General features: G+C 33.7%; 21 protein-coding genes and 1 pseudogene. 13 read left to right on the top strand and 9 right to left on the bottom strand.

Features of this window, described 5'->3' with window-relative positions:
* The first annotated feature begins 321 nt into the window (after positions 1-321).
* From QLQ94_RS05030 to QLQ94_RS05005, 6 genes are all read left to right on the top strand, one after another.
* The gene (locus QLQ94_RS05030; protein WP_482499284.1) at positions 322-786 is read left to right on the top strand and encodes a GNAT family N-acetyltransferase; all 465 of its coding nucleotides are present in this window, start codon (positions 322-324) and stop codon (positions 784-786) included.
* A gap of 94 nt (positions 787-880) precedes the next feature.
* The gene (locus tag QLQ94_RS05025) at positions 881-1,729 is read left to right on the top strand and encodes a class I SAM-dependent methyltransferase (protein ID WP_427401140.1); all 849 of its coding nucleotides are present in this window, start codon (positions 881-883) and stop codon (positions 1,727-1,729) included.
* 246 nt (positions 1,730-1,975) lie between these two features.
* Complete coding sequence (locus QLQ94_RS05020) at positions 1,976-2,554, top strand: OmpH/Skp family outer membrane protein (RefSeq protein ID WP_271336729.1); 579 nt, start codon at positions 1,976-1,978, stop codon at positions 2,552-2,554.
* A 100-nt stretch (positions 2,555-2,654) separates the two neighbouring features.
* On the top strand, positions 2,655-4,934 hold the full coding sequence (locus tag QLQ94_RS05015) for a helix-turn-helix domain-containing protein (RefSeq protein ID WP_427401141.1): 2,280 nt from the start codon (positions 2,655-2,657) through the stop codon (positions 4,932-4,934).
* A 68-nt stretch (positions 4,935-5,002) separates the two neighbouring features.
* Positions 5,003-5,761 (top strand): hypothetical protein, encoded by a 759-nt coding sequence (locus tag QLQ94_RS05010; RefSeq protein WP_482499283.1) that lies wholly within the window; start codon positions 5,003-5,005, stop codon positions 5,759-5,761.
* A gap of 131 nt (positions 5,762-5,892) precedes the next feature.
* Positions 5,893-6,654 carry a hypothetical protein gene (locus tag QLQ94_RS05005; protein ID WP_482499282.1) on the top strand — a complete coding sequence of 254 codons (762 nt, stop codon included), beginning with the start codon at positions 5,893-5,895 and terminating at the stop codon, positions 6,652-6,654.
* A gap of 136 nt (positions 6,655-6,790) precedes the next feature.
* On the opposite strand, the gene QLQ94_RS05000 is transcribed toward QLQ94_RS05005, so the two are convergent.
* Both QLQ94_RS05000 and QLQ94_RS04995 read right to left on the bottom strand, forming a co-directional pair.
* Positions 6,791-7,135, bottom strand: a complete 345-nt coding sequence (locus tag QLQ94_RS05000; protein WP_482499281.1) for a hypothetical protein — start codon at positions 7,133-7,135, stop codon at positions 6,791-6,793.
* A 134-nt stretch (positions 7,136-7,269) separates the two neighbouring features.
* Positions 7,270-8,235 (bottom strand): HU domain-containing protein, encoded by a 966-nt coding sequence (locus QLQ94_RS04995; protein WP_482499280.1) that lies wholly within the window; start codon positions 8,233-8,235, stop codon positions 7,270-7,272.
* Between the two features lie 257 nt (positions 8,236-8,492).
* Here QLQ94_RS04995 and dprA point away from each other — a divergent pair.
* Positions 8,493-9,592, top strand: a pseudogene (gene dprA / locus QLQ94_RS04990) (DNA-processing protein DprA).
* 479 nt (positions 9,593-10,071) lie between these two features.
* On the opposite strand, the gene trpS reads toward dprA, so the two are convergent.
* From trpS to QLQ94_RS04975, 3 genes are all read right to left on the bottom strand, one after another.
* Positions 10,072-11,046, bottom strand: a complete 975-nt coding sequence (gene trpS, locus QLQ94_RS04985; RefSeq protein ID WP_427401145.1) for a tryptophan--tRNA ligase — start codon at positions 11,044-11,046, stop codon at positions 10,072-10,074.
* Between the two features lie 192 nt (positions 11,047-11,238).
* Positions 11,239-11,466, bottom strand: a complete 228-nt coding sequence (locus QLQ94_RS04980) for a GxxExxY protein (protein ID WP_482499279.1) — start codon at positions 11,464-11,466, stop codon at positions 11,239-11,241.
* Positions 11,467-11,500: 34 nt separating this feature from the next.
* Positions 11,501-11,617, bottom strand: a complete 117-nt coding sequence (locus QLQ94_RS04975; RefSeq protein ID WP_482499278.1) for a GxxExxY protein — start codon at positions 11,615-11,617, stop codon at positions 11,501-11,503.
* Positions 11,618-11,873: 256 nt separating this feature from the next.
* Here QLQ94_RS04975 and QLQ94_RS04970 point away from each other — a divergent pair, with 256 nt between their 5' ends.
* Positions 11,874-12,662: a lysophospholipid acyltransferase family protein gene (locus tag QLQ94_RS04970; protein WP_482499277.1), complete on the top strand. Its 789-nt coding sequence runs from the start codon at positions 11,874-11,876 to the stop codon at positions 12,660-12,662.
* A 529-nt stretch (positions 12,663-13,191) separates the two neighbouring features.
* Here the strand turns inward: QLQ94_RS04970 and recA are convergent.
* The 4 genes from recA to QLQ94_RS04950 all read right to left on the bottom strand — a co-directional run bounded on the left by recA (position 13,192) and on the right by QLQ94_RS04950 (position 16,528).
* The gene (gene recA / locus QLQ94_RS04965; RefSeq protein WP_271336747.1) at positions 13,192-14,199 is read right to left on the bottom strand and encodes a recombinase RecA; all 1,008 of its coding nucleotides are present in this window, start codon (positions 14,197-14,199) and stop codon (positions 13,192-13,194) included.
* A 159-nt stretch (positions 14,200-14,358) separates the two neighbouring features.
* The gene (locus tag QLQ94_RS04960) at positions 14,359-14,868 is read right to left on the bottom strand and encodes an acyl-CoA thioesterase (protein WP_078006636.1); all 510 of its coding nucleotides are present in this window, start codon (positions 14,866-14,868) and stop codon (positions 14,359-14,361) included.
* A gap of 117 nt (positions 14,869-14,985) precedes the next feature.
* The gene (locus QLQ94_RS04955; protein WP_271336720.1) at positions 14,986-15,372 is read right to left on the bottom strand and encodes a DoxX family protein; all 387 of its coding nucleotides are present in this window, start codon (positions 15,370-15,372) and stop codon (positions 14,986-14,988) included.
* A 7-nt stretch (positions 15,373-15,379) separates the two neighbouring features.
* The gene (locus tag QLQ94_RS04950; protein ID WP_271336719.1) at positions 15,380-16,528 is read right to left on the bottom strand and encodes a DNA polymerase III subunit; all 1,149 of its coding nucleotides are present in this window, start codon (positions 16,526-16,528) and stop codon (positions 15,380-15,382) included.
* Between the two features lie 431 nt (positions 16,529-16,959).
* On the opposite strand from QLQ94_RS04950, the gene QLQ94_RS04945 reads away from it, so the two are divergent.
* From QLQ94_RS04945 to QLQ94_RS04925, 5 genes are all read left to right on the top strand, one after another.
* Entirely contained in the window at positions 16,960-17,412 is a 453-nt protein-coding gene (locus QLQ94_RS04945) for a hypothetical protein (RefSeq protein WP_072957537.1), read from the top strand.
* A gap of 180 nt (positions 17,413-17,592) precedes the next feature.
* Complete coding sequence (locus QLQ94_RS04940; RefSeq protein ID WP_271336718.1) at positions 17,593-18,885, top strand: hypothetical protein; 1,293 nt, start codon at positions 17,593-17,595, stop codon at positions 18,883-18,885.
* A 102-nt stretch (positions 18,886-18,987) separates the two neighbouring features.
* Positions 18,988-19,407 (top strand): hypothetical protein, encoded by a 420-nt coding sequence (locus tag QLQ94_RS04935; RefSeq protein WP_482499276.1) that lies wholly within the window; start codon positions 18,988-18,990, stop codon positions 19,405-19,407.
* Positions 19,404-20,858 (top strand): gliding motility protein SprC, encoded by a 1,455-nt coding sequence (gene sprC, locus QLQ94_RS04930; protein WP_482499275.1) that lies wholly within the window; start codon positions 19,404-19,406, stop codon positions 20,856-20,858. The genes QLQ94_RS04935 and sprC overlap by 4 nt, the downstream gene beginning before the upstream one ends.
* 1 nt (position 20,859) lies before the next feature.
* Positions 20,860-24,804 carry a PorP/SprF family type IX secretion system membrane protein gene (locus QLQ94_RS04925; RefSeq protein WP_482499274.1) on the top strand — a complete coding sequence of 1,315 codons (3,945 nt, stop codon included), beginning with the start codon at positions 20,860-20,862 and terminating at the stop codon, positions 24,802-24,804.
* Positions 24,805-24,898: the final 94 nt, after the last annotated feature.

Raw genomic sequence — 24,898 nt, 5'->3', positions numbered from 1 at the left:
GAGATTGTTTATTGAAATGTTCCACGTGAAACTATTTTTTAATTCATATATCTGAAATTAGATGTGGTGATTATTTTTAATTGTTCCACGTGAAACAAGTTTGAGAAAAATTTAAAAAGAATAGTAATTTTAATATGTTAGATTAAGATTTTGAGATAGTTTGTAATTACGAGGTACAAGGAGTCTACGTGAGTAACTCCATAATCTAAAGAATTAATATTTGTAGATCTTGCAGCGAAAATTGCTTCAGTAGTTCGATAACGTTCGCATCCTCTTGGTTAGGAATGACAAAAGATAAACAAAAGGCTATAATTTATAATTATGAGAATTATTCAAGAAAAAGTTTTATCATTAGAACAAAAGAATTCCTTAATGCAACTTTGGAATAATGAATATCCTGAGAAATTGAAATATGAGTCAGTCAATGATTTTAATTTGTATTTAGATGGATTATCGAATGCAAAACATCATTTGTTTATTGATGATCAAAATAAAATTAAAGGTTGGGCATTTGCTTTTTTAAGAGATAATGAAAATTGGTTTGCAATAATTATTGATAGTCAACTTCACGGAAAAGGCAAGGGGCGGTTGATGATCGAAGCATTAAAAAAGAATAACGACAATTTAAACGGTTGGGTTGTTGATCACGAAAATGACATCAAACAAAATAAGGAGGCATATAAATCTCCGTTATTGTTTTATATGAAAAATGATTTTATAGTTTGTAAAGAAACGAGAATTGAAAACGAAAAAATATCTGCTGTCAAAATAAATTGGAAGCGTTAAAAATAAATATTAAAGATTAAAAGAGACCCTAAAAACAGAAATTCTGCTTTTAGGGTTTGCTATGAAATTAAACCAAAATCCCCTATATTAAAAAATGGACGTTTTAAACAAAAAACATTTTCTTACTGTAAAAGACCATTCTGTATCTAAAGAAATTTTCGAATTGTATCATGACGAAGCTTTAGACATGTTAATTACATCTCCGCAACCTGATTTGCAAAATTTGGGAAGATATTACGAAAGCGAAGATTATATTTCGCACACGGATAACAAACGTTCGTTATTTGAAAAAGCTTATCACTTTGTGAAAAATATAGCTTTAAAAAATAAACTGAATTTAATAAATGACGAGCAATCTAAAAAAGGAAGAATTTTAGACATTGGTGCCGGAACGGGAGATTTTTTGTTAACAGCAAAAAATGATGGTTGGGAAACTGTTGGAGTAGAACCTAGTGAAAGAGCAAAAAATATTGCAATACAAAAAGGAATTTCTTTTGTGAACGAAATTGGTGATCTTCAAAATAATTCTTTTGATGTGATTACAATGTGGCATGTTTTAGAACACGTCCCAAATTTAGAACTACAAATTCAGGAATTGAAGCGTTTATTAAAACCAACTGGAACATTAATTGTTGCGGTTCCAAATTTCAAATCTTACGACGCAAAATATTATAATGAATTTTGGGCAGCTTTTGATGTGCCAATTCATTTTTGGCATTTTTCTAAAAAAGCCATTCAATCGCTTTTTGAAAAAGTAGATATGAAGTTGGAAAAAGTACTTCCCATGAAATTTGATTCTTTTTATGTGAGCTTATTATCTGAAAAATACAAAACCGGAAAAATGAATTACATCAGTGCTTTTTTTGTTGGTTTAAAATCAAATTTAAAAGCGAGCAGTACAAAAGAGTATTCATCGCACATTTATGTCTTAAAAAACAAGTAAAACGCAATTTAAGCGCGTTTCTGGCGTTTTCTTTGTATAAGTGAGGAGTAATTATGTCTTTTTTGAGATAATGTTTCTAATAAAAGATATGAAAGTCACTTTTGATAGGGTAGAATTATTGACATTTTTCTTTCCATAAATAAAAACAATATCATAAAATTCTAGCATTTTTTAAACTTTATGTTGATGCTATTTATTTTTTTATATTTTTGTCTTCAATACATTAAAAAATTAGAAATTCAAAAAATGAAAAAAGCATTAGTAATTATCGCACTTTCAATTTTCGCCGTTTCATGTAGTAAAACTGCAGAAGTTAAGGAAGTAAAAACAGCTTACGTAGATACTTCGGTTTTAATGAAAGAGTACACTGAAGCAAAAGACCTTGAAGCAAAATACAAAGGACAAGCTGAAGAAAAAGGAAGACAACTACAAGCTGAAATTGCACGCTTTAAACAAGACGCTGCCAGTTTTCAAAGTCAGGCACAAGCAAACGGTCAGGCTTGGGCTCAACAAAGAGGAGCTGAGTTGCAAAAAAGAGAACAACAATTGGGTTATGCTCAACAAGCTTTGTCTCAGCAATTGCAACAAGAAAGCGGTGTTGAAATGGATTCTCTAGTAAGTGGAGTTAAAAAATTCATCAAAGATTACGGTAAGAAAAACGGTTATTCTTATATCTATGGTACTGGTGATGCTGCCTCAATCTTATACGCTGAAGAGAAATATGATATTACAAAAGATATCGTTAAAGCTTTGAATGACAAGTATAAAACAGCTCCTAAAACAGAAGAAAAAGCTCCGGCTAAAGAAGAAGCTGCAAAAAAATAATACCAAACTAACTAACTAAATTTAAAAACCTAAATCTGTATAGATTTAGGTTTTTTCTTTTATAAAAATGCGATACTTTTAGGTTTTCAATACACGCCCAATGCAAAACGTTACAGAAGCAGCTGCTTACACCTTACAATTCATCAATCAAACGCAAAAATCGATCTTCCTGACTGGTAAAGCAGGAACCGGGAAAACTACGCTTTTGCGTGAAATCATTGCTACAACGCATAAAAGCACTGTAGTTGTGGCACCAACAGGAATCGCGGCACTAAATGCTGGTGGAGTTACGATACACTCGATGTTTCAATTGCCATTTTCTGCCTTTATTCCGTCTTATGAAGAAGCTTCCCAATTTACTGAAACAGTGAAATTTGAGAATAAAGAAACTTTACGACGACACTTCAAAATGAATAATGTCAAGCGTAATGTGATCAAAAACATGGAGCTTTTGATAATTGATGAAGTGAGTATGTTACGCGCTGATTTACTGGATGCTATCGATTTTATGATGCAGACAGTTCGTAGAATTTCTAAACCTTTTGGTGGAGTTCAGGTGCTTTTTATTGGTGATTTATTGCAGCTTCCGCCTGTAATCAGAGATGAAGAATGGAGAACTTTGCGCAATTATTATAAAGGAAAATTCTTTTTTCATTCGCATGTAATTCAACAATATCCACCGCTATATATCGAATTATCAAAGATTTATCGCCAAAGCGATGATACTTTTATATCGGTTTTAAATAATCTTCGAAACAATCAGATCACGCCCCAGGATATTCAGGTTTTAAACGAATATGTTAAGCCTGATTTCGACTTAAAAAATAATCCGGGTTATATTACATTAACTACGCATAATGCAAAAGCCGATTCGATTAATGAACAGGCAATTGGTGATTTAGCAGGAAATGAGTTCTCTTATCAACCGTTTATTGTGGGTGATTTTCCGGAGAAAATATTTCCGGTTGAGGAAAATTTAAAGTTGAAAATTGGTGCTCAGGTCATGTTCGTTAAAAATGATGCATCTTTTGAAAAACGTTATTTCAACGGAAAGATGGGGGTAGTAAAATCCCTTTCTCCAGAAGAAATTTTCATTCATTTCCCGGAAGAGAACAAAACCATTGAAGTGGAGAAATATGAGTGGAAAAATATCCGTTATAAAGTAAACGATCTCACGAAGGAAGTCGAAGAAGAAGTTTTAGGCACATTTGCTCATTATCCTCTAAAATTGGCGTGGGCAATTACTGTGCATAAAAGCCAGGGATTAACTTTTGAGAAAGCGGCGCTCGATGTATCGCAAGTTTTTTTGCCCGGGCAGGCATATGTTGCATTATCGCGTTTAACTTCCTTAAACGGGCTTATTTTGCTGTCTCCGCTACAAATGAATGGTATCTCGAACGATCAGGATGTAATGGATTATGCTTTAAACAAAGCGACGGAAGAAGTTTTGAAACATTCGTTACACTTCGAAACGAAAAATTTCATTCATAACTATTTGATTAACAGTTTTAATTGGGCCGATTTGGCTCAGGAATGGCGCAATCATCGTTTTAGCTATAATGAAAATGCGGTGGCATCAGAAAAATCAAAACATTCCGTATGGGCACATAAGCGTTTAGAAATTATAGATTCGTTGATTGATCCTTCGCAAAAATTCGTTCATCAGCTCAATAAAATTTTCAATAAAGAAACTGTTGATTTATTTTTTGTACAGGAAAGGGTAGTGGCGGCTTATGATTATTTTTTTAAGCCAATGGACAAACTGGTGACGGATCTTTTGAATAAAATGGCCGAAATTCAGAAATTTAAAAAAGTAAAAGAGTTCTATGAAGAACTGGCTTTTTTGGATGATTTGCAAACCAAAGCAGTTTTGCGTTTAATGAAGGCTAAATTACTGATAGAAATTGTCGTGGCAGGTGAAACCATCTGCAAAGAGAAATTGACGTCTACAGCGATTAAAAACTACAAATTAGATAAGATTGCTAAGATCCGGGAGGAACTTAATATGTCGAATACTGATATTTTTAAATCTGATGAGCCTGTAGTGCGCTATACTGCACGAAAATTAGATAAAAATGTACCAAAGGCTGACAAGAAAACAACCGTAGAAGAAACGCATGATTTATGGCTGGAGAAAAATTCGATTCAGGATATTGCCAGAATTAGAAAATTAACGGCACAAACTATTGAAATGCATTTAGTTAAATTGATTCAGGCTAAGAAAGTAGACATTTCAGATGTTTTGCCGTACGATAAAATCCTGGCGCTTCGTGAAGCTTTTGAATTTTATCAGGAAGAATCACTGAACGGTTTAAAAGAAAAACACGGAGAAGAATTTACCTGGGATGAGCTTAAAATGTTCAAAGCCAGTATCAATTAAGTTTAGATTTTGGAATTTAGATATTTAATCTGAGTTATGAATAAATTACGTTATGTAAAATAGAAAACATGAGAAAGCTATTATATATCCTGTTCATAGGTATTACCATTCAAAATGCTGCAGGGCAGGACTTGAAACCTGAATATCAAAAGTTCGTTAAAAATTTTATTGATAATGTCAAAAACGATAGGAAAGAAGCTGTAGCCGAAGCAATTAAATATCCTTTGAGAAGAGAAAATCCAATTCCGGATATTAAAAATAAAACAGAATTTGTAAAAAGATATGCTGAAATTTTTGATCTTAACCTGAAAACTGAAATTTCAAAATCGGATCCTGCAAAAGACTGGTCAGAAGTAGGGTGGAGAGGCATAATGCTTAATAATGGTACTTTGTGGATGGATACTGACGGAAAGGTTTTCTCTATTAATTATCAGTCAAAAGTCGAAAATGATCTCAAAAACAAGTTGATCGCTTCAGAAAAAAACAAGCTTCATCCATCAATTGCGAAGTTTAAAGAACCCCAAATTATCTTAGAAACCTCTAAATTCAGAGTAAGAATTGATGATTTGGGAAATGATAATTACAGATATGCTTCCTGGTCTATAAGACAATCAATGAGTGAAAAGCCAGATTTAATCATTACAAACGGAAAATGGTTTCAGGACGGAACTGGCGGAAATAATCATTATGATTTCAAAAAAGGAAATTTTCTTTACCAGTGTTATATTACTGTTTTGGGTACAAAAGATTCGGCACCAGCTAATTTAACCATTTATCAAAACGGAAAAGAAATTCTGAATCAGGATGCTAAAATTGTTCCACGTTAAACATAAATCCTATTCGTTACGGCGAATAGGATTTTTGCTTTATAAGCATTCTGACCTTGTTCCACGTGAGTATAAATTATTTATATTTGATTGTAATTGTCAGATTAATAATTAATTAAAAATATTTTAGGATGAAAAGAGCAAATGTATTTTTAGTACTATTAATTTTTTGCAGCAGTGTTGTTGCCGCCCAGGATTTAAAAATTGACTATCAGAAATTTGTAAAAAAGTTCATTGAAAATATAAAAAATGACAACAAAGAAGCAATCAGCGATTTGGTCGTTTATCCGCTAAAGCGGGAATATCCAATACCGGATATTACAAATAAGTCAGATTTTGTAAAGCGATATTCTGATATTTTTGATGCAACTCTAAAGAATGAAATTATAAAATCTTCTCCGATAAAAAGCTGGACTGAAATGGGCTTGCGTGGAGTAATGCTAAATCATGGCAGTATCTGGCTGGATATCGAAGGATGTTTAACCGCTGTAAATTATCAATCAAAATATGAAACAGAACTTAAAAATAAACTGATCGCAGAGCAGAAAAAAAGTTTAGATCCAAGTATTGCTTTTTTTCAAACCCCCATTTGTATTTTAGAAACATCTAAATTCAAAATCAGAATCGATAATCTGGGAAATAATAAATATCGTTATGCTTCGTGGCCGATACAAAAAGAAATGACTGAAAAGCCTGATTTAGTGATTAATGGTGGTGAATTAGTTGTAGAAGGAATAGGTGGAAATCATCAGTATGAATTCAAAAAAGATAATTTTCTTTACGAATGTGCCATTATAGTTTTGGGCGAGAAAAATTCGCCTCCGGCGAGATTAAGAATTTATCAAGCTACTAAGGTAATTCTTTCTCAGGACGCTACAATTGTTCCACGTTAAACAAAAAATCATATTCGCTTACGAATAGGATTTTTTGTTTTATCTAAGATTGCAGGTTATCAAGTTTTTTCTGTTGCTCTATTTTCTTGAGCTTAAGTTTTTGAATTTCAAGATCTTTCTCTTTTATTTTTATTTGCTATTTTTGCAAGTATTCAGGAGAATTGGAACCTGAATTTATTTTTGATGAAAGTTTTTGACTATCAGTTTCCAGTTTGTCAATTTTTTTGTTTGTAGAGTCAAGATCATCCTGTGAATTTTTAAGATCCCTTTGATTTCTTTCTACCTTTTTTTGTTCTTTTTTTAATTGAGATTGATCGTTATCCAGTTTTCTACTGTACTGATCTGTTGCCTTCTGAGATTCATCATCAGCTTTTTTCTGTATGATTTCCTGAGACTCTCCTTTATTTGCTATTTGGGCAAAGAATAATTGAGAGTGTAATAAAAATGATAGGACAAGGAATAATTTTAAGGCGTATTTCATGGCTTTTTGTTCGTTATAAATTATAGAACAAGAGTAGAGTGCCAATTGTATAGGTCTGGCCTGATAAGGTTTTTTTTGAAGATAAAAAATAGGACAAAAAAAATCCTATTCGGTTTGAATAGGATTTCTTATAATTATAAATTTTCGATTAGGATCCAGGCTTCTGGATTTTCACCTTTTTGTATATCTTTTCGTGCTTTTTGTGCCTCAGACATCGTAGCATAACTTCCGTATAGAACCGGGAATAAGCCATGTTTGTTTTCGCCTAACATTCTCGCACTAAAACCATCTTTAATAAGTTGATTATAAGCTTTTCTTGCATTTTGTTCACTTCTGTAAGCTCCTGCCATAATGTGGTAAGGCATTACTTTTTCTTCTGCGTTTTCTACTTTTGCAGAATCAATTGAAAGTGTTACGGCCGGTAATGGGCTTTGAATAAAAAATGTAGCTTCCTGTATCTTGTTTTGTACTTTTTTCTGTACAGCGCTTTCTACAATAAGTGTTTTGGCATCTATTTGATTTTGGTACAAAGGGTATCCAATACTTCCTGTAATTCCTAGTCCCAGAATGAAAATAGCAGCATATTTTAAGAATGAATTGGATGATTTTCCATCTTCTTCCTCAAATAAAGCTATAGGTTCTCTCTCTTGGATTTCCTGTATTTTTTTCTCGAAAAGTTCTTTTTTCACAACTGGTGAAACAAATGGGCTTAAACCAAAAGAACTCGCTAGATAATTTGTTTGATCGTTAGGAGTGAAGATTATATTTTTCTCCGCGTTAAGACGCATTTCTCCAATATTTTTAAGACTTATAACGCCATTTTCTTCCAGCGTTTTTTTCCAACTTATCACTTCAAAAGCAATAGCACTTACTGCAAAACCATATGATGTTTTTTCTGCATTAGCGATATGATTTGCTAATAGTCCATCATTATTTTTTAGATGGCTATTAAAAGAGATTGATTTTTTGGGTGGAAAAAACGAATTTGTATTTTCATTCAGCTGAGCTGAGTGAATTTCTGTTAAAAATGCTCCAAACCCTGGAACCGTTACACACTGATAACGATACAATAACTGTGCTATATAGTTTTCGATTTTCATAGTAACAAAGTTATGCAACGAATATAGTTATCAAAATTTTATTCACAATTTTTATTAACAATTCGAGTATTTTTACAAACCATTATTTAACAGTAAGTTATCATAAAAACTGTTTTAGGTTAAAGTAGTATAATATCTTTAATTTTTTATTTTTTGAAAGAATTTACTTCTAATTTGTATCTTTGCCTTTCTTAGAATTGGAATTAAAATTCGTTTTATAAAGATATTTTTCGCCGCCATTTAATTTGATACAATCCATGTCAGATCAAGATTTATTTTATTTATTAGCCTTATTAAAAGTGGAAGGTGTTGGAGATATAATGGCAAAAAAATTGCTGACACACTGTGGTAATGCCGAAACCATTTTTAAAACTAAGATGAATCAAATTGCTGCAATTGATGGGGTTGGAGCTGTATTGCTCAAAAATTTCAAGGATAAATCTATTTTTGAGAAAGCAAATCTGGAACTTGAATTTATCAAATCGAATAACATAAAAGTTTCTTTTTTTCAGGACGAAAATTACCCGGAACGACTGAAACATTGTATTGATTCTCCGGTTTTAATTTTTTCTGCGGGAAATATAAATTTAAAAAACAAAAAAATTATAAGTATTGTTGGAACACGCCAAATTACATCTTACGGAATGGAGTTCTGCAAGAAATTAATCGAAGATTTGTCGCCGCTTGATCCCGTTATAGTAAGTGGTTTTGCGTATGGAGTAGATATTGTGGCACATCAGTTAGCGATGGATTATAACTTGCAGACCATTGGAGTTTTGGCTCATGGTTTGAATCAAATTTATCCTAAAACACATAAAAAATATGTTGCCAAGATAGAAGAAAATGGTGGATTTATTACTGAGTTTTGGAGTTCGTCAAATCCTGATAAGGAAAATTTTGTGCGTAGAAATCGCATTGTTGCAGGCATGACAGAGGCTACTATTGTAATTGAATCTGCAGACAGAGGTGGTTCGTTGATTACCGCAAACCTGGCTAATGATTATAATCGGGATGTTTTTGCAGTTCCGGGACGTGTTACAGACAAGTTCAGTCAGGGTTGTAATAACCTTTAAGACTCAAAAAGCGAATGTACTGACAAGTGCTGCCGATTTGATTTATATATTGAATTGGGATATTGAAAATAAAACAAAACCTATCCAGAAACAGTTATTTGTAGAGCTTGAACCTGATGAACAAAAAGTATATGATTTTCTTCTAAAAAACGGAAAAGAATTACTGGATACTATAAGCGTTAAAATGTGATTTTCCTATTTATAGAATCTCCGGTTTGTTATTGAATATGGAGCTTAAAGGCTTGATCAGGCCATTGCCCGGGAAATTGTTTGAAGCGATATAAAAATTTAATATTTCCTATTTGTTTGACTTGTAAACGTTTATACAAAACAGGATCATAGAGAGGATGCAAAAAATTAAGGGGACGATTAGTTTTTCGAAAGACATCATGTAGATGGTTACTATAATAATCTCAAAATGGACTAAAGAAATGTAATAATTTGTCTTTCGCTGAAGAAGAAATAATGCTAAATAGCCAATAATAAAAACACTTTGCGAGAGTATAAAAAAAGCGGTTAGTTTTATCTGATTCGAAAAATTATAAGCCCAGCCTACTGTTTTATTTATTGTGTACGATTTGTCATCGCCAAATAGATAACCTAATAAAAAGCCCAGCATAAAAAGGGTTATTAGGAGAGCAAACATGTATTTTGTAAATATTTTTCTCACTACTTCGATGAATCAAAAAGACTTCATTTTTAAATAAAAACGCAGTAGGTTTTATCCGGATGATCTGGGATAAAACCTACTGCGTTTAAAATATTATTTTCCAAATCCAAGTACTTCACGAACTTTTGCCAGAACGCCGTCAGCAACCACAGAAGCTTTTGCCGCACCTTTTTTAAGCAAGGCATCCACTTCGTCAAGATTATTGATGTAGTAAGTGTATTTTTCTCTTTCTGTTTTAAATTTTTCGGTAATCAATTCAAACAAAGCTTGTTTGGCGTGACCGTAACCGTAATTTCCACCCAAATAATTGGCTCTCATTTCTACAATTTGAGTTTCACTTCCTAACAATGAATAGATAGCAAAAGCATTACAAGTATCCGGATTTTTAGGATCTTCAAGCGGCGTACTGTCCGTTTCGATACTCATAACCTGTTTACGAAGCGTTTTATCATCAACGAAAATATTAATAATATTGTTTGCTGATTTACTCATTTTTCCACCATTTGTTCCGGGAATCAATTTGCTGTCTTCCTGAATTTTAGCTTCAGGTATTACAAAAGTTTCCCCCATTTGATGATTAAAACGAGAAGCTACATCGCGAGTAATTTCCAGATGCTGCAATTGATCTTTACCAACCGGAACAAATTCAGCATCATATAATAAAATATCCGCTGCCATTAACATCGGATAAGAGAACAAACCAGCATTTACATCATCTAAACGATCTGCTTTGTCTTTGAAAGAATGGGCCAAAGTCAAACGTTGAAACGGAAAAAAGCAACTTAAATACCAGGTCAATTCAGTTGTCTGAACAACATCAGATTGTCTGTAAAAAGTAACGCGATCAATATCTAATCCAAAAGCAAGCCATGCTGCCGCTACACTAAAAGTGTTTTCGCGCAATGTTTTACCATCTTTAATTTGTGTAATCGAATGTAAATCAGCAATAAACAAAAAAGATTCGTTTGCCGGATTATTCGATAATTCGATTGCAGGTATAATTGCTCCCAATAAATTGCCTAAGTGTGGCGTTCCAGTACTCTGAACACCAGTAAGTATTTTTGCCATTCTCGTTTTTTCTTATTACTAAACGCAAAGTTCGTTTTTTTAGAGCAAAGTGTGCAATTTTTTTTAACTTCAAAAATTATGAGTATTGTTTTTCTTTTAATAATCGGTTTTTTTATCGCAGAGTTCACAAAGTTTTTTCGCAAAGTTCACTAAGTTTTTAAGAAAGTTTTTTGAAGTTCACTAAGCTGGATCTTATAAATTATTGACAACCCTTCTAATTCCGTTTTTTAAGAGAGTTTCGTTGAAGTTTATGAGTAAACCTAGTTTGTAATTGCTAAGTTTTAAATACGTTAAAGTTTGTGCTAAGTGATTTACGGTAAGAGATTCTACGCTTTTAATTTTGATGACAAATTTGTTTTCTACCAGAATATCAACCCTGTAGCCACAATCTAATTGAACTTCTTCAAAAATTAATGGCATTGTCTTTTCTTTTTCAACTAGAAGCCCACGTTGTTTAATTTTTATAGAATAAAGATTCTTGATAGGCATTTTCCAGTAAGCCGGGTCCTAAAATTTTATGAATTTCAATCGCAAGTCCAATTATAATATTTGATATTTCGTTTTCTGTCATAAACTTTAAAAATAGTAAGTTTAATAATTATTTTCTTATTTTTAATTGTTTTATAAAAGCAAAGTTGCCAAATTTTTTAATAGAACAAAATTTGCATACAGCTTTGTGAACTCATTATTTGCAACTAGCAGTTTACATTTCCTTCTTTCCTTTGCGAAAAAACTTTGTGAACTTTGCGGTAAAAAAAACGTACTGTATTATTTACACCATAAATTCTTTTTGTAAAATTCATTTCTGTTTTCTTACATTTGAAACCATGAAAGGAATAAAGATTATTTTTTGGGTTTTATGGCGTGTTTGGTTTTATGTTTTAATGGCCATCCCGATATTGATTATGCTGCCGTTTTTACTGATTTCTATTATCTCAGAGAGTGGTTATCCCTATTTCTTTAGAATGGCCCGCATTTGGGCTAAATTTATCCTTTTCGGGATGGGTTTCTATTATAAAGTCGAACGTCAACAGAAACTGATCAAGAATAAAAGTTATATGATAGTGGCGAATCACAGTTCAATGACAGATATTATGCTGATGTTGGCAGTGGTTCGAAATCCTTTCGTATTTGTTGGAAAAAAAGAACTTTCGAAGATTCCCTTATTCGGATTTTTTTATAAAAGGACCTGTATTTTAGTAGATAGAAACTCTTCAAGAAGTAAAAATGAAGTTTTCAAAAGAGCACAAGACAGATTGAATCAGGGACTTAGTATTTGTATTTTTCCAGAAGGAGGTGTTCCAGATGACGAAACTGTTTTATTGGATGAATTTAAAGATGGTGCTTTTCGATTAGCAATTGAACACCAAATTCCAATTGTGCCAATTGTTTTTGCCGATAATAAAGAACGATTCTCTTATACTTTCATGAGTGGAAGCCCCGGAAAAATGCGCGTGAAAATATTACCTTTCGTAGAAACAAAGGGATTAACAAGTGAAAATAGAAAAACACTTCGAGATGAAGTCAGACAACTGATTTATAAAGGACTATTAGAATTCAAGAAGAAGAAAGAATATAGAGGAAAGAATATAGAAGATAAAAACCCGACAAATTGAGAAATTGTCGGGTTTTCTTTTGAATTAAAATCCCCCATTTTTATTCAGTAAATACTATCTGTGAATTATTTTTTCTGAAATAAATCGCAATACTTTTTTAAATTTTAATTTGGTTTTTCTACAGTTTTTACTGTACAACACTTCTATTTTTTCTTTCATGGTTAAAAATATTAACGGTTGATAATAAAGAGTTTGGTCAAAACTCAAGTTAACGTCACAATATAATAGAGAGTAAGAAACCAAAAAGGTTGCGCTGAAAAATGTTTTTTTTTTAAAGAAAATGAAATAAAAAATCCGTTAGTATAAAAACTAACGGATTTCTAGTGAATAAACAACCAAATTTATCCTAAAAAAAACTTCAGAATGGCATTATGGCTAATACCAAATCTAATGTCTGTTTAGTAGATGAAGTTAGTTTGAAATGGTTGCGTCTTTTTTATTATTATTTATGAAATAAAAAACCCGACAGATCTAAAAATCTATCGGGTTTGATCAACAATAAGCAAGTAAAATACTCGCTATTATAGTTTTAAGCGTTTGCTAATTCTTTGATATGCGCTTTAATTTTAAGTTCTAATTCATCTGCTAATTCCGGATTATCTTTGATTAAAGATTTTACAGCATCACGACCTTGTCCTAATTTTGTATCTCCGTAGCTAAACCATGATCCTGCTTTTTTAACGATTTCAAATTCAACCGCTAAATCAAGAATTTCTCCGGTTTTAGAAACTCCTTCTCCATACATAATGTCGAATTCGGCAGTTTTAAAAGGCGGAGCCACTTTATTTTTAACGACTTTTACTTTAGTTCTGTTTCCAATAACATTGTCACCGTCTTTAATTTGTGAAGAACGACGAATATCTAAACGTACAGATGCGTAGAATTTCAATGCATTACCACCGGTTGTAGTTTCAGGATTACCAAACATTACCCCAATTTTCTCTCTCAACTGGTTGATGAAGAAAACAGTACAATTTGTTTTACTGATAGTTCCGGTTAGTTTTCTTAATGCCTGTGACATTAAACGTGCGTGAAGACCCATTTTTGAATCTCCCATTTCACCTTCGATTTCGCTTTTTGGAGTCAATGCAGCAACAGAGTCAATTACAACAATGTCAATTGCTCCGGAACGAATCAAATTCTCAGCAATTTCTAAAGCTTGTTCTCCATTGTCTGGTTGAGATATGATTAAGTTTTCGATATCTACACCTAATTTTTCGGCATAATTTCTATCAAAAGCATGTTCAGCATCTATAAAAGCAGCAATACCACCCGCTTTTTGAGCTTCAGCAATTGCATGTAATGTCAAAGTAGTCTTTCCAGAAGATTCCGGACCGTATATTTCGATAATTCTTCCTCTAGGGTAACCATTAACTCCAAGAGCTAAATCAACACCAAGAGAACCTGAAGAAATTGTTTCAACTTCTACAATGGCTTTGTCGCCCATTTTCATTACAGTTCCTTTTCCGTAAGTCTTATCTAGTTTATCAAGCGTAAGTTGTAGCGCTTTTAATTTGGCTTCTTTCTCTGAACTCATCTCTTTTTTTTCTTTTTCTTTCATGTAAATTTTTATAATTTATTCTCAAAAACAAACCAGAAATGATAACTTACTGATTTAGATTTGTATCAGGCTTGTAAGTTTGTAAAATTAGTTCTTTTTTTGAAGTTTAATTGTCTCAAATTGTAACAAATTGTACTATAGAAACAAAGCCTTTAATTCTGTTGCTTCTGATGGTTTTATTTTGCCCGCGAGTAATAAACTTAATTGTTTACGACGTAAAGCAGCATCAAATCGTTGTATTTCCAACTCAGTTTCCGGTGCAATTGGTGGAACTTCAACAGGTCTTCCACTATCATCTACTGCAACAAAAGTATAAATAGCTTCGTTGGCTTTGGTTCTGCTTCCGGATTCACGGTCTTCTACCCAAACATCAATAAAAACTTCCATAGAACTTTTAAAAGATCTGGAAACCTTTGCTTCTATCGTAACTACGGCTCCAAGGGGAATAGCCCTGTTAAAAGCAACGTGATTTACAGATGCTGTAACTACAATTCGGCGTGAATGTCTGCGGGCGGCAATACTTGCTGCGCGATCCATACGGGCCAATAATTCACCTCCAAAAAGGTTATTCAAAGGATTTGTTTCGCTCGGTAAAACTAAATCGGTTAAAATAGTTAGGGATTCTGAAGGGTGTTTAGGGTTCATTTTTTTCACAGTAAAATTTTAATTCGTTGTCCGCATAAAGCAAACAAATTCTTTTTTCGCCTGCTTTTAATATTTTGATTAGAAAAATCATTAAAAGCCAAGCCAATGCTTATTTTTTTAATTCAGCCAATAAACCGCCATAACGGCCGGGATAAAGTAAATTACAATTGTTCTTGCGCCATCGTAATCCTTAGCTAATCTTTGTCCAAATAACATCATTAACAAACAAATACAAGAGAAAACTGCTCCGTAAAAACCAAATTCACGGCCACTGTTGGTTAATAATTGTATTGCACCAACCACGCACAAAATTCCTGAAATTAATTCTAAAACTAAAAGATGGAACAAAGCAAGTGGAACTTGATTTTTTAAAGGCGTTTTGGCAAAATGCCCTTTAAGCCATTCAACATTATCTTTCCAATAAAAGATTTTTTCATATCCTGATTGTAAGAACGTTAATGCTAAAAATGCTAATAGTAAAATGGAGGAAACATTAGTATTCATTTGAAAATTATTTTTTATGAATTAAACGAGTCAGTTTTATAGATAAATCGGTCAAAATTATTTTAGCATTTCCATTTCTTTCAATGTGATACAGGGCATCTGAAAGCTCCTTGAAAATTTCGTGAATATTATTGCCGTTTACAAAAGGGGCAAAATTTTCCAGTTTAAATTTTTCGACTTTAGGTTCTATATAAACTAAAGCAGGTGCCTCATAATTGAGTAAAAGTGCCTGACGAAACATTTCTATACAAAATTGTATGAATTTTTTCTGGCTTTCACGGCCCAGACCTGCAATTTCTTCACTCCAGGATATTAAGTCCTGAATAGCAGCTGCATTTCCTTTGGCTCTAAAAGCGGCACGGACCCAATTAACAAACCATTGTTCAAAAGGATATTCAGAATCGTCTTCTTTTAAAAGATGTAATGCTTTACTGAAATTTCCCTGCGCCTGATGTGCTATTTTTTTAGCTAAGTTCGAATCTGTATTTTCTTGGGAAACTAATGCTTCAGCAATTACTTTTTCGGGTAAGCCGTTAAAGTGAATAACCTGACAGCGAGAACGTATCGTTTGTATTATGTCTTCTTCATTTTCAGAAATCAGTATAAATATTGTTTTATCTGATGGTTCTTCTAATAATTTTAAAAGCTTATTTGAGGCGGCGATATTCATTTTATCAGCCATCCAGATTATCATTATTTTATAACCGCCTTCGTATGATTTTAACGAGAGTGATTTTAAAACTTCTGTTGCATCTTCGACACGAATTTCACCTTGTTTGTTTTGTACGCCTAAAATTTTGTACCAGTCAAATAAACCTCCATAAGGCATTTCCTGAATAAATGTGCGCCAGTCCTGAATGAAGTCTAAACTTTTTGGTTTTGTTTTTACATCTTCGGTTGTAACTGTGGGATAAATAAAATGTAAATCGGGATGCGAGAGGTTTTGAAACTTCAAATTGCAGGAATCGTTTCCGTTTGAGTTTTCATCTCCTGTATTGTTACACAAAATATATTGCGCATAAGCTATTGCCGTTGATAATGTGCCACTTCCTTCCGGCCCAATGAATAATTGTGCGTGTGGAATTCGCCCGGAAGATGCACTTTTTATCAAGTGACTTTTGATGTAATCCTGACCTAAAATTTGAGAAAATTGCATGAAGCAAAGATAGAAGAAAATGATATAGTCAAAAATTTTAGAGAAAAAGTTTATTGGCTGCTATTTATTTATGTTGGAATACAGTTTTTTTGCTTAATTTTTTGTGGTTTGTCAATGAACTTTTGTTAATAACAAGAGTAAATCGAGTAGATATCAATAGTTTTTTGTTAATAGTTTTTTCAGAAAAACGCTAAACGTAAGGTTATTTTGGTTATTAATATATAATAATTTTGATCTTTAGTAAGTAATAACTTATGGATTTTATTTTAAGATTTTTAACAAAAAAGCCGTTAAAACGCACATTTTCTCGACATAGCGCTGGTTTTTAAGGTTTTTTTAAGGTTTTTTTTTGAAAAAAGAAATCAATAAAGTTGCAATTTGAGTTAATTTATATATTTTTGTTTTCATCAATAACCTATTAATAAGAATCTATGAAAGGGAAAATTATTTTATTTAGTGCACTTTTTATATTGACAACCGGGGCGATCTCAGCTCAGGCTAAAAATGCTCCTAGAAGTATAATTAGTACAACGGCTCTTATTCGTAAATATCACGATCAAAAAGAATTGAGTGGTATGCAAAAAGGAGAACTTTTAGAATTATACATCGAGCGTATTAAAGTTTTAGTAAAAACCCTCCCTTACATTGCTTTGGTTACTAAGCCAGGTGTTACGATGGCAGACTTAGGTATTCCGGACGATAACGAACACAAAAAAGTATTAGATGCTCAGGCCGTTGGTACAAATACATTTTTAGATACAACAGTAGAGTTTCAAAGAAAAATGATGCCGTATTCTGATAAAGGAAACTTAATTGCAGCAATTTTATTTTACGAAAGCACATTAAAATCTTTACATGAGTTCAACGAATTGAACGAAATGTAATTAAAAACATATTTTATAAAACCTTTTTTGGAGTGTTTACGTAAATGGATTGATTTTACGTGGCATTTTGAGAAGAGACAAAAGCAACTCGTCCTTGATGTGTTCTGACAAAATCAGAAAACCCGAGATGAGTTTTTTACGCATACCCAAATTTATTATTAACCGTAATACCCCCTTATCATGAAAAAAATTACTCAAATGATCTGCGTTCTTTTGACAGTCACTACTATGAGTGCTCAGCAAGAGAAAGGAATTATGGGCTACAACAACTGGTTGAATAACTGGACAGAATTTAAGCCTAACAAAATTGAATATGGAGAAGCAAATCAAATCTTAGCAGGAAATATTTCTGTTAATACAAAATTGCTGAAGAGGAATATTTATGTTTTGCAAGGTAATGTTTATGTGACCAACAATGCTGTTTTAACAATTGAGCCAGGAACTTTGATTATTGGTGATTTCGAAACTAAAGGAACATTGGTAGTTACAAAAGGTGCACAACTTATTGCTGATGGTTTAGAGACTGACCCTATTGTATTTACTTCAAACCGCAGCCAGAAAAAAGCTGGAGACTGGGGTGGAGTTGTAATTCTTGGTGATGCTCCAATTAATAAATTTGGAAATATTGGTTCTTATAATTTAGATCTTGACCCGTCACTTACTACTTACGGAGGTGATAATATTGCTGCAAACTCAGGAATCTTAAGATTTGTGAGAATCGAATTTGCAGGTAAAAGAGTTAAGGGATCAGATACTTTCAACGCTTTAACTTTAGCAGGTGTTGGAAACAAAACAATACTTGAAAACATTATGGTAAGCTACGCTGGTGGCGATTCATTTGGTTTCTTGGGTGGAGATGTAAATGCAACAAAATTTGTTTCTTATAAATCTATCAACGACGATTTTAAATTTTCGCAAGGAGTTCAATGTCGTTTCTACAATTCTCTTGCAGTTAGATCTTCTTACTTCTCAAGTACTAAAGACGGATCTCGTTGTATGGAAGTAAAATCATACGAAAAGAAAAGCGAAACTGATTTTACTAAAAAACAAACATTAGTTGTTGCTACTAATATTACAATGCTTAATGACAGTGAAAACATCAATGCTGATATTCAGGCAGGTTTAGTAAAAGAAGCTGTTTATGTTGCTGAAAATGCTTCTCTTGAAATGAAAAGAAGTGTAATTTCGGGATTTAATCCGGCAGTTTTATTAGACAGTAAAACAGAAATTAACGATGCCAATCTTAAAAAAATCAAATTTGAAGAAATGTATTTTAACCTATGTAAAGGAAATATCTTTACGGAATACAATTCTAACAACGAAGATTTAGAGAGCTGGTATGGAAATAGTGTTTTCTTCAATGTCTATTCTCAAAGCAGTAACAGAGAAACATTCATTGATATCTTCAATGCAAAAAAACCAGATTTCAGACTACAATTAGGAAAAATCACTGCTTCAAGCGGAAACAGATAATAGATTTAGATTTTTATTTCAAAGCGTAAATTTTATTAATAAAGTCCCCAGACACAATTTATGTATTCGTCTTAAACCGGACCAAATAAAGATCAAGACATAATGGCTCAATCAACGAAAAAATATTTTTTAAATATTATATTTTTGGTTTCACCTATTGCGTTAAGTCTATATGCACAAAGTTCAATAGAAAAGCCTACAGTTTCTATTAGCACTATTTGTGGTATGACGGCGTCAAATAACCAAAAGAATGGCACAGCTGATAATAGTAGTATTATTAGCAAATTAGAGAATTCTAATCAGTTTCTAGCAAGGCTGTCCAACCCCAAGGATAGCCTTCCTATTGCAACTGGAGAGAATGCTCGGGTAACTTCAAACTGTGAAGAAAATAATTCTATAGCGGCTTCATATTCACTTCTTGCAAAAGATATAATTGAAAACTATAGATATGATTTTTCTGAAACGTTTATCGACATTTTGTTTTTTGAGAATATAGATCTGGCCCGAAAACGCACTATATGATTCAAAAAATTACCCCAAAAAATACCACATTTATTATTATTTTATTTAGCATTTTATTCTTTGCTAAATCAAGTACGTATGCACAGGTCAAATCGATAAATCCACAGGTTTTGGATTTTGACAGAATCTGCGCAGGACCTGCTGGTAACGAATATAATGCAACATTTACTTACGCCGGATTTCCTGTTGAAACAGTTTTTGTGGTTGAGCTTTCGACTAACAATTTTGTAGATATAATTACTGCAAAAACAATTTCAGTAGCAGATCCTGCAACTAACCAAAAGAGAATACTTTTTTCAGTTCCTACTGATCTTCCGGGATCTGATACTTATAGTCTTAGAGTTTCTACTACAGGTTTTTCAAGTAGTAAGTTTGTTTCTTTTGGATTTAAGAATTCTTTTCCAATTTATTATAGAGCACATGACAGACAATATACTATAAATAATTTTAGTGGTAGTGCGGCATTTTGTACAGGTGGCAGTTATGTGTTGACTATAGATGATGAAATTAAAAATCCTGATTCACCATTAAAATATAAATTTCTAAACTATAACTGGTACAGAGATAACGGTACAACTACACTTCCCACTCTTGTTGCAGGAGCTTTAGGACCAAGTTATACTGTAACTTCTCCAGGAATTTATTATGTAGAAACCAATTACGGTACCTGTACTTCTGAGTCCTATTCAAATCGTGTAACTGTGACATCAGCAGCCTCCGGGTCAGCAGTGACAATCAATTCAAGTTTAGGAAATCCATTTTGTTCAAGTGTTAATGGTACTGTTTTGACAGCAACTTCTGGAAATAGTTACGTTTGGAAGAAAGATGGAACTGTAATTACAGGTGCCAGTAATCGTACTTATTCTACAAACGAATCTGGAGTGTATTCCGTTGATGTCGATTTTGGCGGTTGTAAAGCAACAGGATCAATTGATCTTAAAAGCAATGGTTTTACTGCTAGTATCGATGCTGCTGATGAGTTTAAACTTGAAGAAGGAGAAACTTTAAACGTTAGCGTAACAACAGATGCTGCAAATCCAACTTATGAGTGGTATTTAAACAATAATCTTATTTCAGGCGCAACAACAGATTCTTATTTAGTTGCAGCTATTGGTACTTATAAAGTAAAAATTTCACAATCTTCGGGTTGTATTTCTACAAAGGAATTAACTTTTAAGGCAACCGGACCTCCTTCTAAAGCTACTGTTATACCAAATGTAGTGAGTCTTAAAAATCCATACTGGAATATTCCTGAAGCATATAAAACTGCTGAAACTAAAATAATAATTTTAAGTTCAAATGGTGAAATTATGTTTGATGATGTGGGAAGTAATTATGACCCTGAGACCAATTCGTTTATAAAAGATTTTAAAAATGTAAATCCGGTATATTACTATGTCATTAAATCTGACACAGGTGAAAAAAAAGGATCAATAACTGTGATAAGATAATATGAAGAAAATTTTACTATTCATCACTTTATTTTACGGTTTTTCAAATACACTCTATTCACAGACAGCTGCTGAGGATGGAGTTGTTTCGTTTTCATTACCTATAAGAAATTCTTTAAAGTTCAATAGATATTTAATTAATCCTACGTTTAGTTTTGTTCGCGAAACAAATCCTTACGCTAGCTTTTATAATAAAAGACAATGGGTACAATTTGAGAATGCACCCAATACTTATTTAGCCAATTATTCAGGTCGTTTTAGAGAAAATGAAGCCTTTGCATTTGGATTATTTCAACAGAATTATGGTGTAATGACCGTTTTTGGCGCAATAGGAAATTTTGCTCATAATATCGTTTTAGAACAAGACAGTAATTTGACCTTTGGTATGAACGTTGGTATTTACCAAAGTGGTTTAAACAATGGAAAAATTATATCTGATGATGTAAATCTATTAAATGGCGATTATCCTTCACACACTTTATTAACGGTTAATCCTGGTATTAACTACGGAACTGCATTTCTTGATTTTGGAGTTTCTGTAAACAACTTAATTCTTTACAATTTCGGATCCGGAATTGTAAAAGAAGATCCTGAAAGAGCCATCGAATTGCATGCTATGTACACAGGATACCTTGATAGCTATGGTTTTTTTGACAGAAGTAAATTTTCAGGAATTGTAAAGACAGAAATCAAACAAGACAAAACCGTTATTTCAGGACTTGCCATGATTGCTATTCCGCAAGGAGTTTGGGCACAGGCAGGTTATAATACATTATATGGAGTTTCTGCAGGTTTAGGTATTAATATCTCACCAAGTATCGCTATCGAATATAACTATGAAAGAGGAATGGGTAACTTTACTAATATGGGAGGTTCTCACGAATTTACAATTGCATATAGATTCAAAAGCAAAAATTATTATTACGGTGATGATGAAGAAGGTTCTTTGATAGATCCGGCGAAGCCAAAAGCAGTAATGGCTAAACCAAAAAGTGCACCAGTAACAAGAGTAAGCGGCACAGAAACTGCAAGACTTGCTGCTGAAGCTAAAGCTAAAGCAGATGCCGAAGCAATTAAAATAAGACTGGCTGCTGCAGAAAAAGTGAAGGCTGATGCCGAAGCTGCTGCAAAAGCAAAACTATTAGCAGATAATAAAGCCAAAGCAGATGCCGAAGCCTTAAAAATAAAACTGGCTGCAGATGCAAAAGCCAAGGCTGATGCAACGAGAGCACAAACAGCAACGACAAACAGAGCAGTTGCGACAGAACAAAAAACACAAGCGCAATTGACTGCAGATAAAGCGAGAGCTGATGCAGAGGCACGCAGAATAAAATTGGCTGCAGATAATAAAGCAAGAGTAGATGCCGCAGCCGCTGCAAGAGTGCAAGCCGCTGCTGCAAATAAACCAGCCGTTGTAACTCAAAAAACTCAGGCACAATTGGCGGCTGATAAGGCAAAAGCAGATGCTGAAGCATTGAGAACTAAATTAGCCGCTGATAAAGCTAAAGCTGATGCCGCGGCAGCAGCAAAAGCTAAAACTACAGCAGTTGCAGTACCACAAAAAACACAAGCTGAGTTAGCAGCTGACAAAGCGAAAGCTGACGCCGAAGCTGCTGCTAAAGCAAAATTAGAAGCAGATAATAAAGCGAACGCTGATGCTGAAGCATTAAAAATAAAATTAGCTGCCGATGCTAAAGCCAAAGCCGACGCTGCAGAAGCAAAACGTAAAGCAGATGCGAAAGCGAAAGCAGAAGCCGCAGATTTACAATCGATTTTAGCCGCTGATGCAAAAGCCAAAGCAGATTCAGATGCTTATCAGGCGAGATTAGCTGCTGAAGCTAAAGCTGCTGCTGCTGCTGCTGCAAAAACTAAAGCCAGTATAGATGCTGCTGCAAAAGCAAAATTAGCTGCAGATGCCAAAGCAAAAGCTGCTGAAGATGCTGCCTTAAAAGAAAAATTAGCGGCAGATGCAAAAGCTAAGGCCGATGCTGAAGCAAGAGAAGCAAGAATAGCTGCGGATACAAAAGCGAAAGCCGATGCTGAAGCTGCTGCTAGAGCAAAATTAGCTGCTGATGCAAAAGCGAAGGTAGATGCAGAAGCTTTACAGGCAAAACTCGTTGCAGATGCAAAAGCGAAAGCCGATGCTGAAGCATTGCAGGCAAAGTTAGCTGCCGATGCCAAAGCTAAAGCTGATGCAGAAGCCTTGCAGGCAAAAATAGCCGCAGACGCAAAAGCTAAAGCGGATATGGAAGCACTACAAGCAAAACTAATTGCAGACGCAAGAGTTAAAGCAGATGCGGAAGCAACTGCAAAAGCAAAGGCCGATGCTGAAGCGAAACAATTGCAAGAAGCGGAGGAGGCACGTTTAGCTAAACTAGCTGCTGATAACAAAGCCAAAGCCGATGCTGAAGCATTACAAGCAAAATTAGCCGCAGATGCAAAAGCCAAAGCCGATGCTGAAGCATTACAAGCAAAATTAGCTGCAGATGCAAAAGTAAAAGCGGATGCTCAAGCTTTACAGGCAAAATTAGCTGCAGATGCAAAAGCCAAAACTGATGCTCAGGTATTACAAGCAAAACTAGCTGCTGATGCGAAAGCAAAAGCTGATGCAGAAGCATTGCAAGCAAAATTAGCTGCTGATGCAAAAGCAAAAGCCGATGCTCAGGCACTTCAGGCAAAATTAGCTGCCGATGCAAAAGCGAAAGCAGATGCAGAAGCACAAGCTAAATTAGATGCTGATACAAAAGCCAAAGCCGATGCTCAGGCACTTCAGACAAAATTAGCTGCCGATGCAAAAGCGAAAGCAGATGTAGAAGCACAAGCTAAATTAGATGCTGATGCAAAAGCCAAAGCAGATATGCAGGCAGCTCAGTCCAAATTACTGGCAAACCAAAGAGCGAAAGCCGATGCAGAAGCTACTGAAAAACTAAAAGCTGAAGAAGAAATAAGACAATTGCGATTAGCAGAAGAGGCACGTGAAGCGAAACTGCTTGGTGATGCTAAAGCTAAAGCCGATGCTGAAGCGCTACAAGCTAAATTAGCTGCAGACGGACTTGCAAAAGCAGCTTCATCTCCAAAAGATGATACCGCCAAAGCAATAGAAGATTTAACACTGTCTATTGAGAGTTCAACTAAAAATCAAAAAGATTTATTATCACAGTTTAATACAACGGTGGCCAATAAACAAAGAGATTTGAATGACTTAAGAGAAGAGAATGATTTAAGCGAAAAAGGAATTTATAAAGAGCCTAAACCTTTCAAAAGCGTTGCAGCAGAAAATAGTCAGCTAGAAGCGTTAAAAGCACAACTTGCTGATGCAAATAGAATGCAAAAAGAGGAAATCGCTAAGTTGACTAATTTATATAACGAAAGACTTAAGAAATTCCCGAATAAAAATGACGCTTTAAATAAAGCATATCTGGATAAGATTAATCAATTAAAAGCGGCTCAATTAAAAATGGAGCAGGATAGTGCTGTTTTACTTTCGAATTTAGAACGTATTAAAGCAGAAACTGAAATTGAGAAAAAACGTAGAATCAAACGTGCAGCTTATGAAAATGATCAGGGAAGATATGCGCAGGACGTTGCAGCTCTTAAACGTATAAAAGAAACGACTAAAATTAGTAGTACTCCATTAACAGCAAGTGATTTTGATTTTGGTGAAGACCAATCGAATATGCAGATTATCAAGAATATTAAAAACTCTGATAATGGTTATTATCTAATTATTGCTGTTCACAACAGTGTAGAGAAACGTGATCAGTTCCTGACTAAAGCAGTAGCTGCAGGACGAACAGATGTTAATTTCTTTTACAACGTAACAACAAGTAAGTATTACATCTATTACGAGAAATTCGAAGGTTTACCAGAAGCAACTAAGGCATTAGAAGCAAAAGGAACCAAGCCATACAACGGGAAAATGGCGATCGTAAAAGTTGAGAATTAATATAAGATTAAGAGTAAAGCTGATCCTTCTTTTTTAAGAAGGATCTAATAATAAATGTTAAAGAATACTAATTGTTTTATTCACTAACGCCCCT

The organism is Flavobacterium sp. B114r (genome assembly GCF_056824125.1).
This window is presented reverse-complemented; position numbering and strand designations above follow the sequence as displayed.

Bases quoted from the DNA above. Each gene is read 5' to 3' on its own strand.
- QLQ94_RS05005 (WP_482499282.1), top strand. From the start codon at position 5,893: ATGAAAAGAGCAAATGTATTTTTAGTACTATTAATTTTTTGCAGCAGT.
- trpS (WP_427401145.1), bottom strand. From the start codon at position 11,046: ATGGCAAAAATACTTACTGGTGTTCAGAGTACTGGAACGCCACACTTA.
- QLQ94_RS05000 (WP_482499281.1), bottom strand. From the start codon at position 7,135: ATGAAATACGCCTTAAAATTATTCCTTGTCCTATCATTTTTATTACAC.
- QLQ94_RS05010 (WP_482499283.1), top strand. From the start codon at position 5,003: ATGAGAAAGCTATTATATATCCTGTTCATAGGTATTACCATTCAAAAT.
- QLQ94_RS05015 (WP_427401141.1), top strand. From the start codon at position 2,655: ATGCAAAACGTTACAGAAGCAGCTGCTTACACCTTACAATTCATCAAT.
- QLQ94_RS05025 (WP_427401140.1), top strand. From the start codon at position 881: ATGGACGTTTTAAACAAAAAACATTTTCTTACTGTAAAAGACCATTCT.
- QLQ94_RS04950 (WP_271336719.1), bottom strand. From the start codon at position 16,528: ATGCAATTTTCTCAAATTTTAGGTCAGGATTACATCAAAAGTCACTTG.
- QLQ94_RS04935 (WP_482499276.1), top strand. From the start codon at position 18,988: ATGGCTCAATCAACGAAAAAATATTTTTTAAATATTATATTTTTGGTT.
- QLQ94_RS04960 (WP_078006636.1), bottom strand. From the start codon at position 14,868: ATGAACCCTAAACACCCTTCAGAATCCCTAACTATTTTAACCGATTTA.
- QLQ94_RS04955 (WP_271336720.1), bottom strand. From the start codon at position 15,372: ATGAATACTAATGTTTCCTCCATTTTACTATTAGCATTTTTAGCATTA.
- QLQ94_RS04940 (WP_271336718.1), top strand. From the start codon at position 17,593: ATGAAAAAAATTACTCAAATGATCTGCGTTCTTTTGACAGTCACTACT.
- QLQ94_RS04975 (WP_482499278.1), bottom strand. From the start codon at position 11,617: ATGACAGAAAACGAAATATCAAATATTATAATTGGACTTGCGATTGAA.
- QLQ94_RS04970 (WP_482499277.1), top strand. From the start codon at position 11,874: ATGAAAGGAATAAAGATTATTTTTTGGGTTTTATGGCGTGTTTGGTTT.
- QLQ94_RS04925 (WP_482499274.1), top strand. From the start codon at position 20,860: ATGAAGAAAATTTTACTATTCATCACTTTATTTTACGGTTTTTCAAAT.
- QLQ94_RS05020 (WP_271336729.1), top strand. From the start codon at position 1,976: ATGAAAAAAGCATTAGTAATTATCGCACTTTCAATTTTCGCCGTTTCA.
- recA (WP_271336747.1), bottom strand. From the start codon at position 14,199: ATGAGTTCAGAGAAAGAAGCCAAATTAAAAGCGCTACAACTTACGCTT.
- QLQ94_RS05030 (WP_482499284.1), top strand. From the start codon at position 322: ATGAGAATTATTCAAGAAAAAGTTTTATCATTAGAACAAAAGAATTCC.
- QLQ94_RS04945 (WP_072957537.1), top strand. From the start codon at position 16,960: ATGAAAGGGAAAATTATTTTATTTAGTGCACTTTTTATATTGACAACC.
- QLQ94_RS04995 (WP_482499280.1), bottom strand. From the start codon at position 8,235: ATGAAAATCGAAAACTATATAGCACAGTTATTGTATCGTTATCAGTGT.
- QLQ94_RS04980 (WP_482499279.1), bottom strand. From the start codon at position 11,466: ATGCCATTAATTTTTGAAGAAGTTCAATTAGATTGTGGCTACAGGGTT.
- sprC (WP_482499275.1), top strand. From the start codon at position 19,404: ATGATTCAAAAAATTACCCCAAAAAATACCACATTTATTATTATTTTA.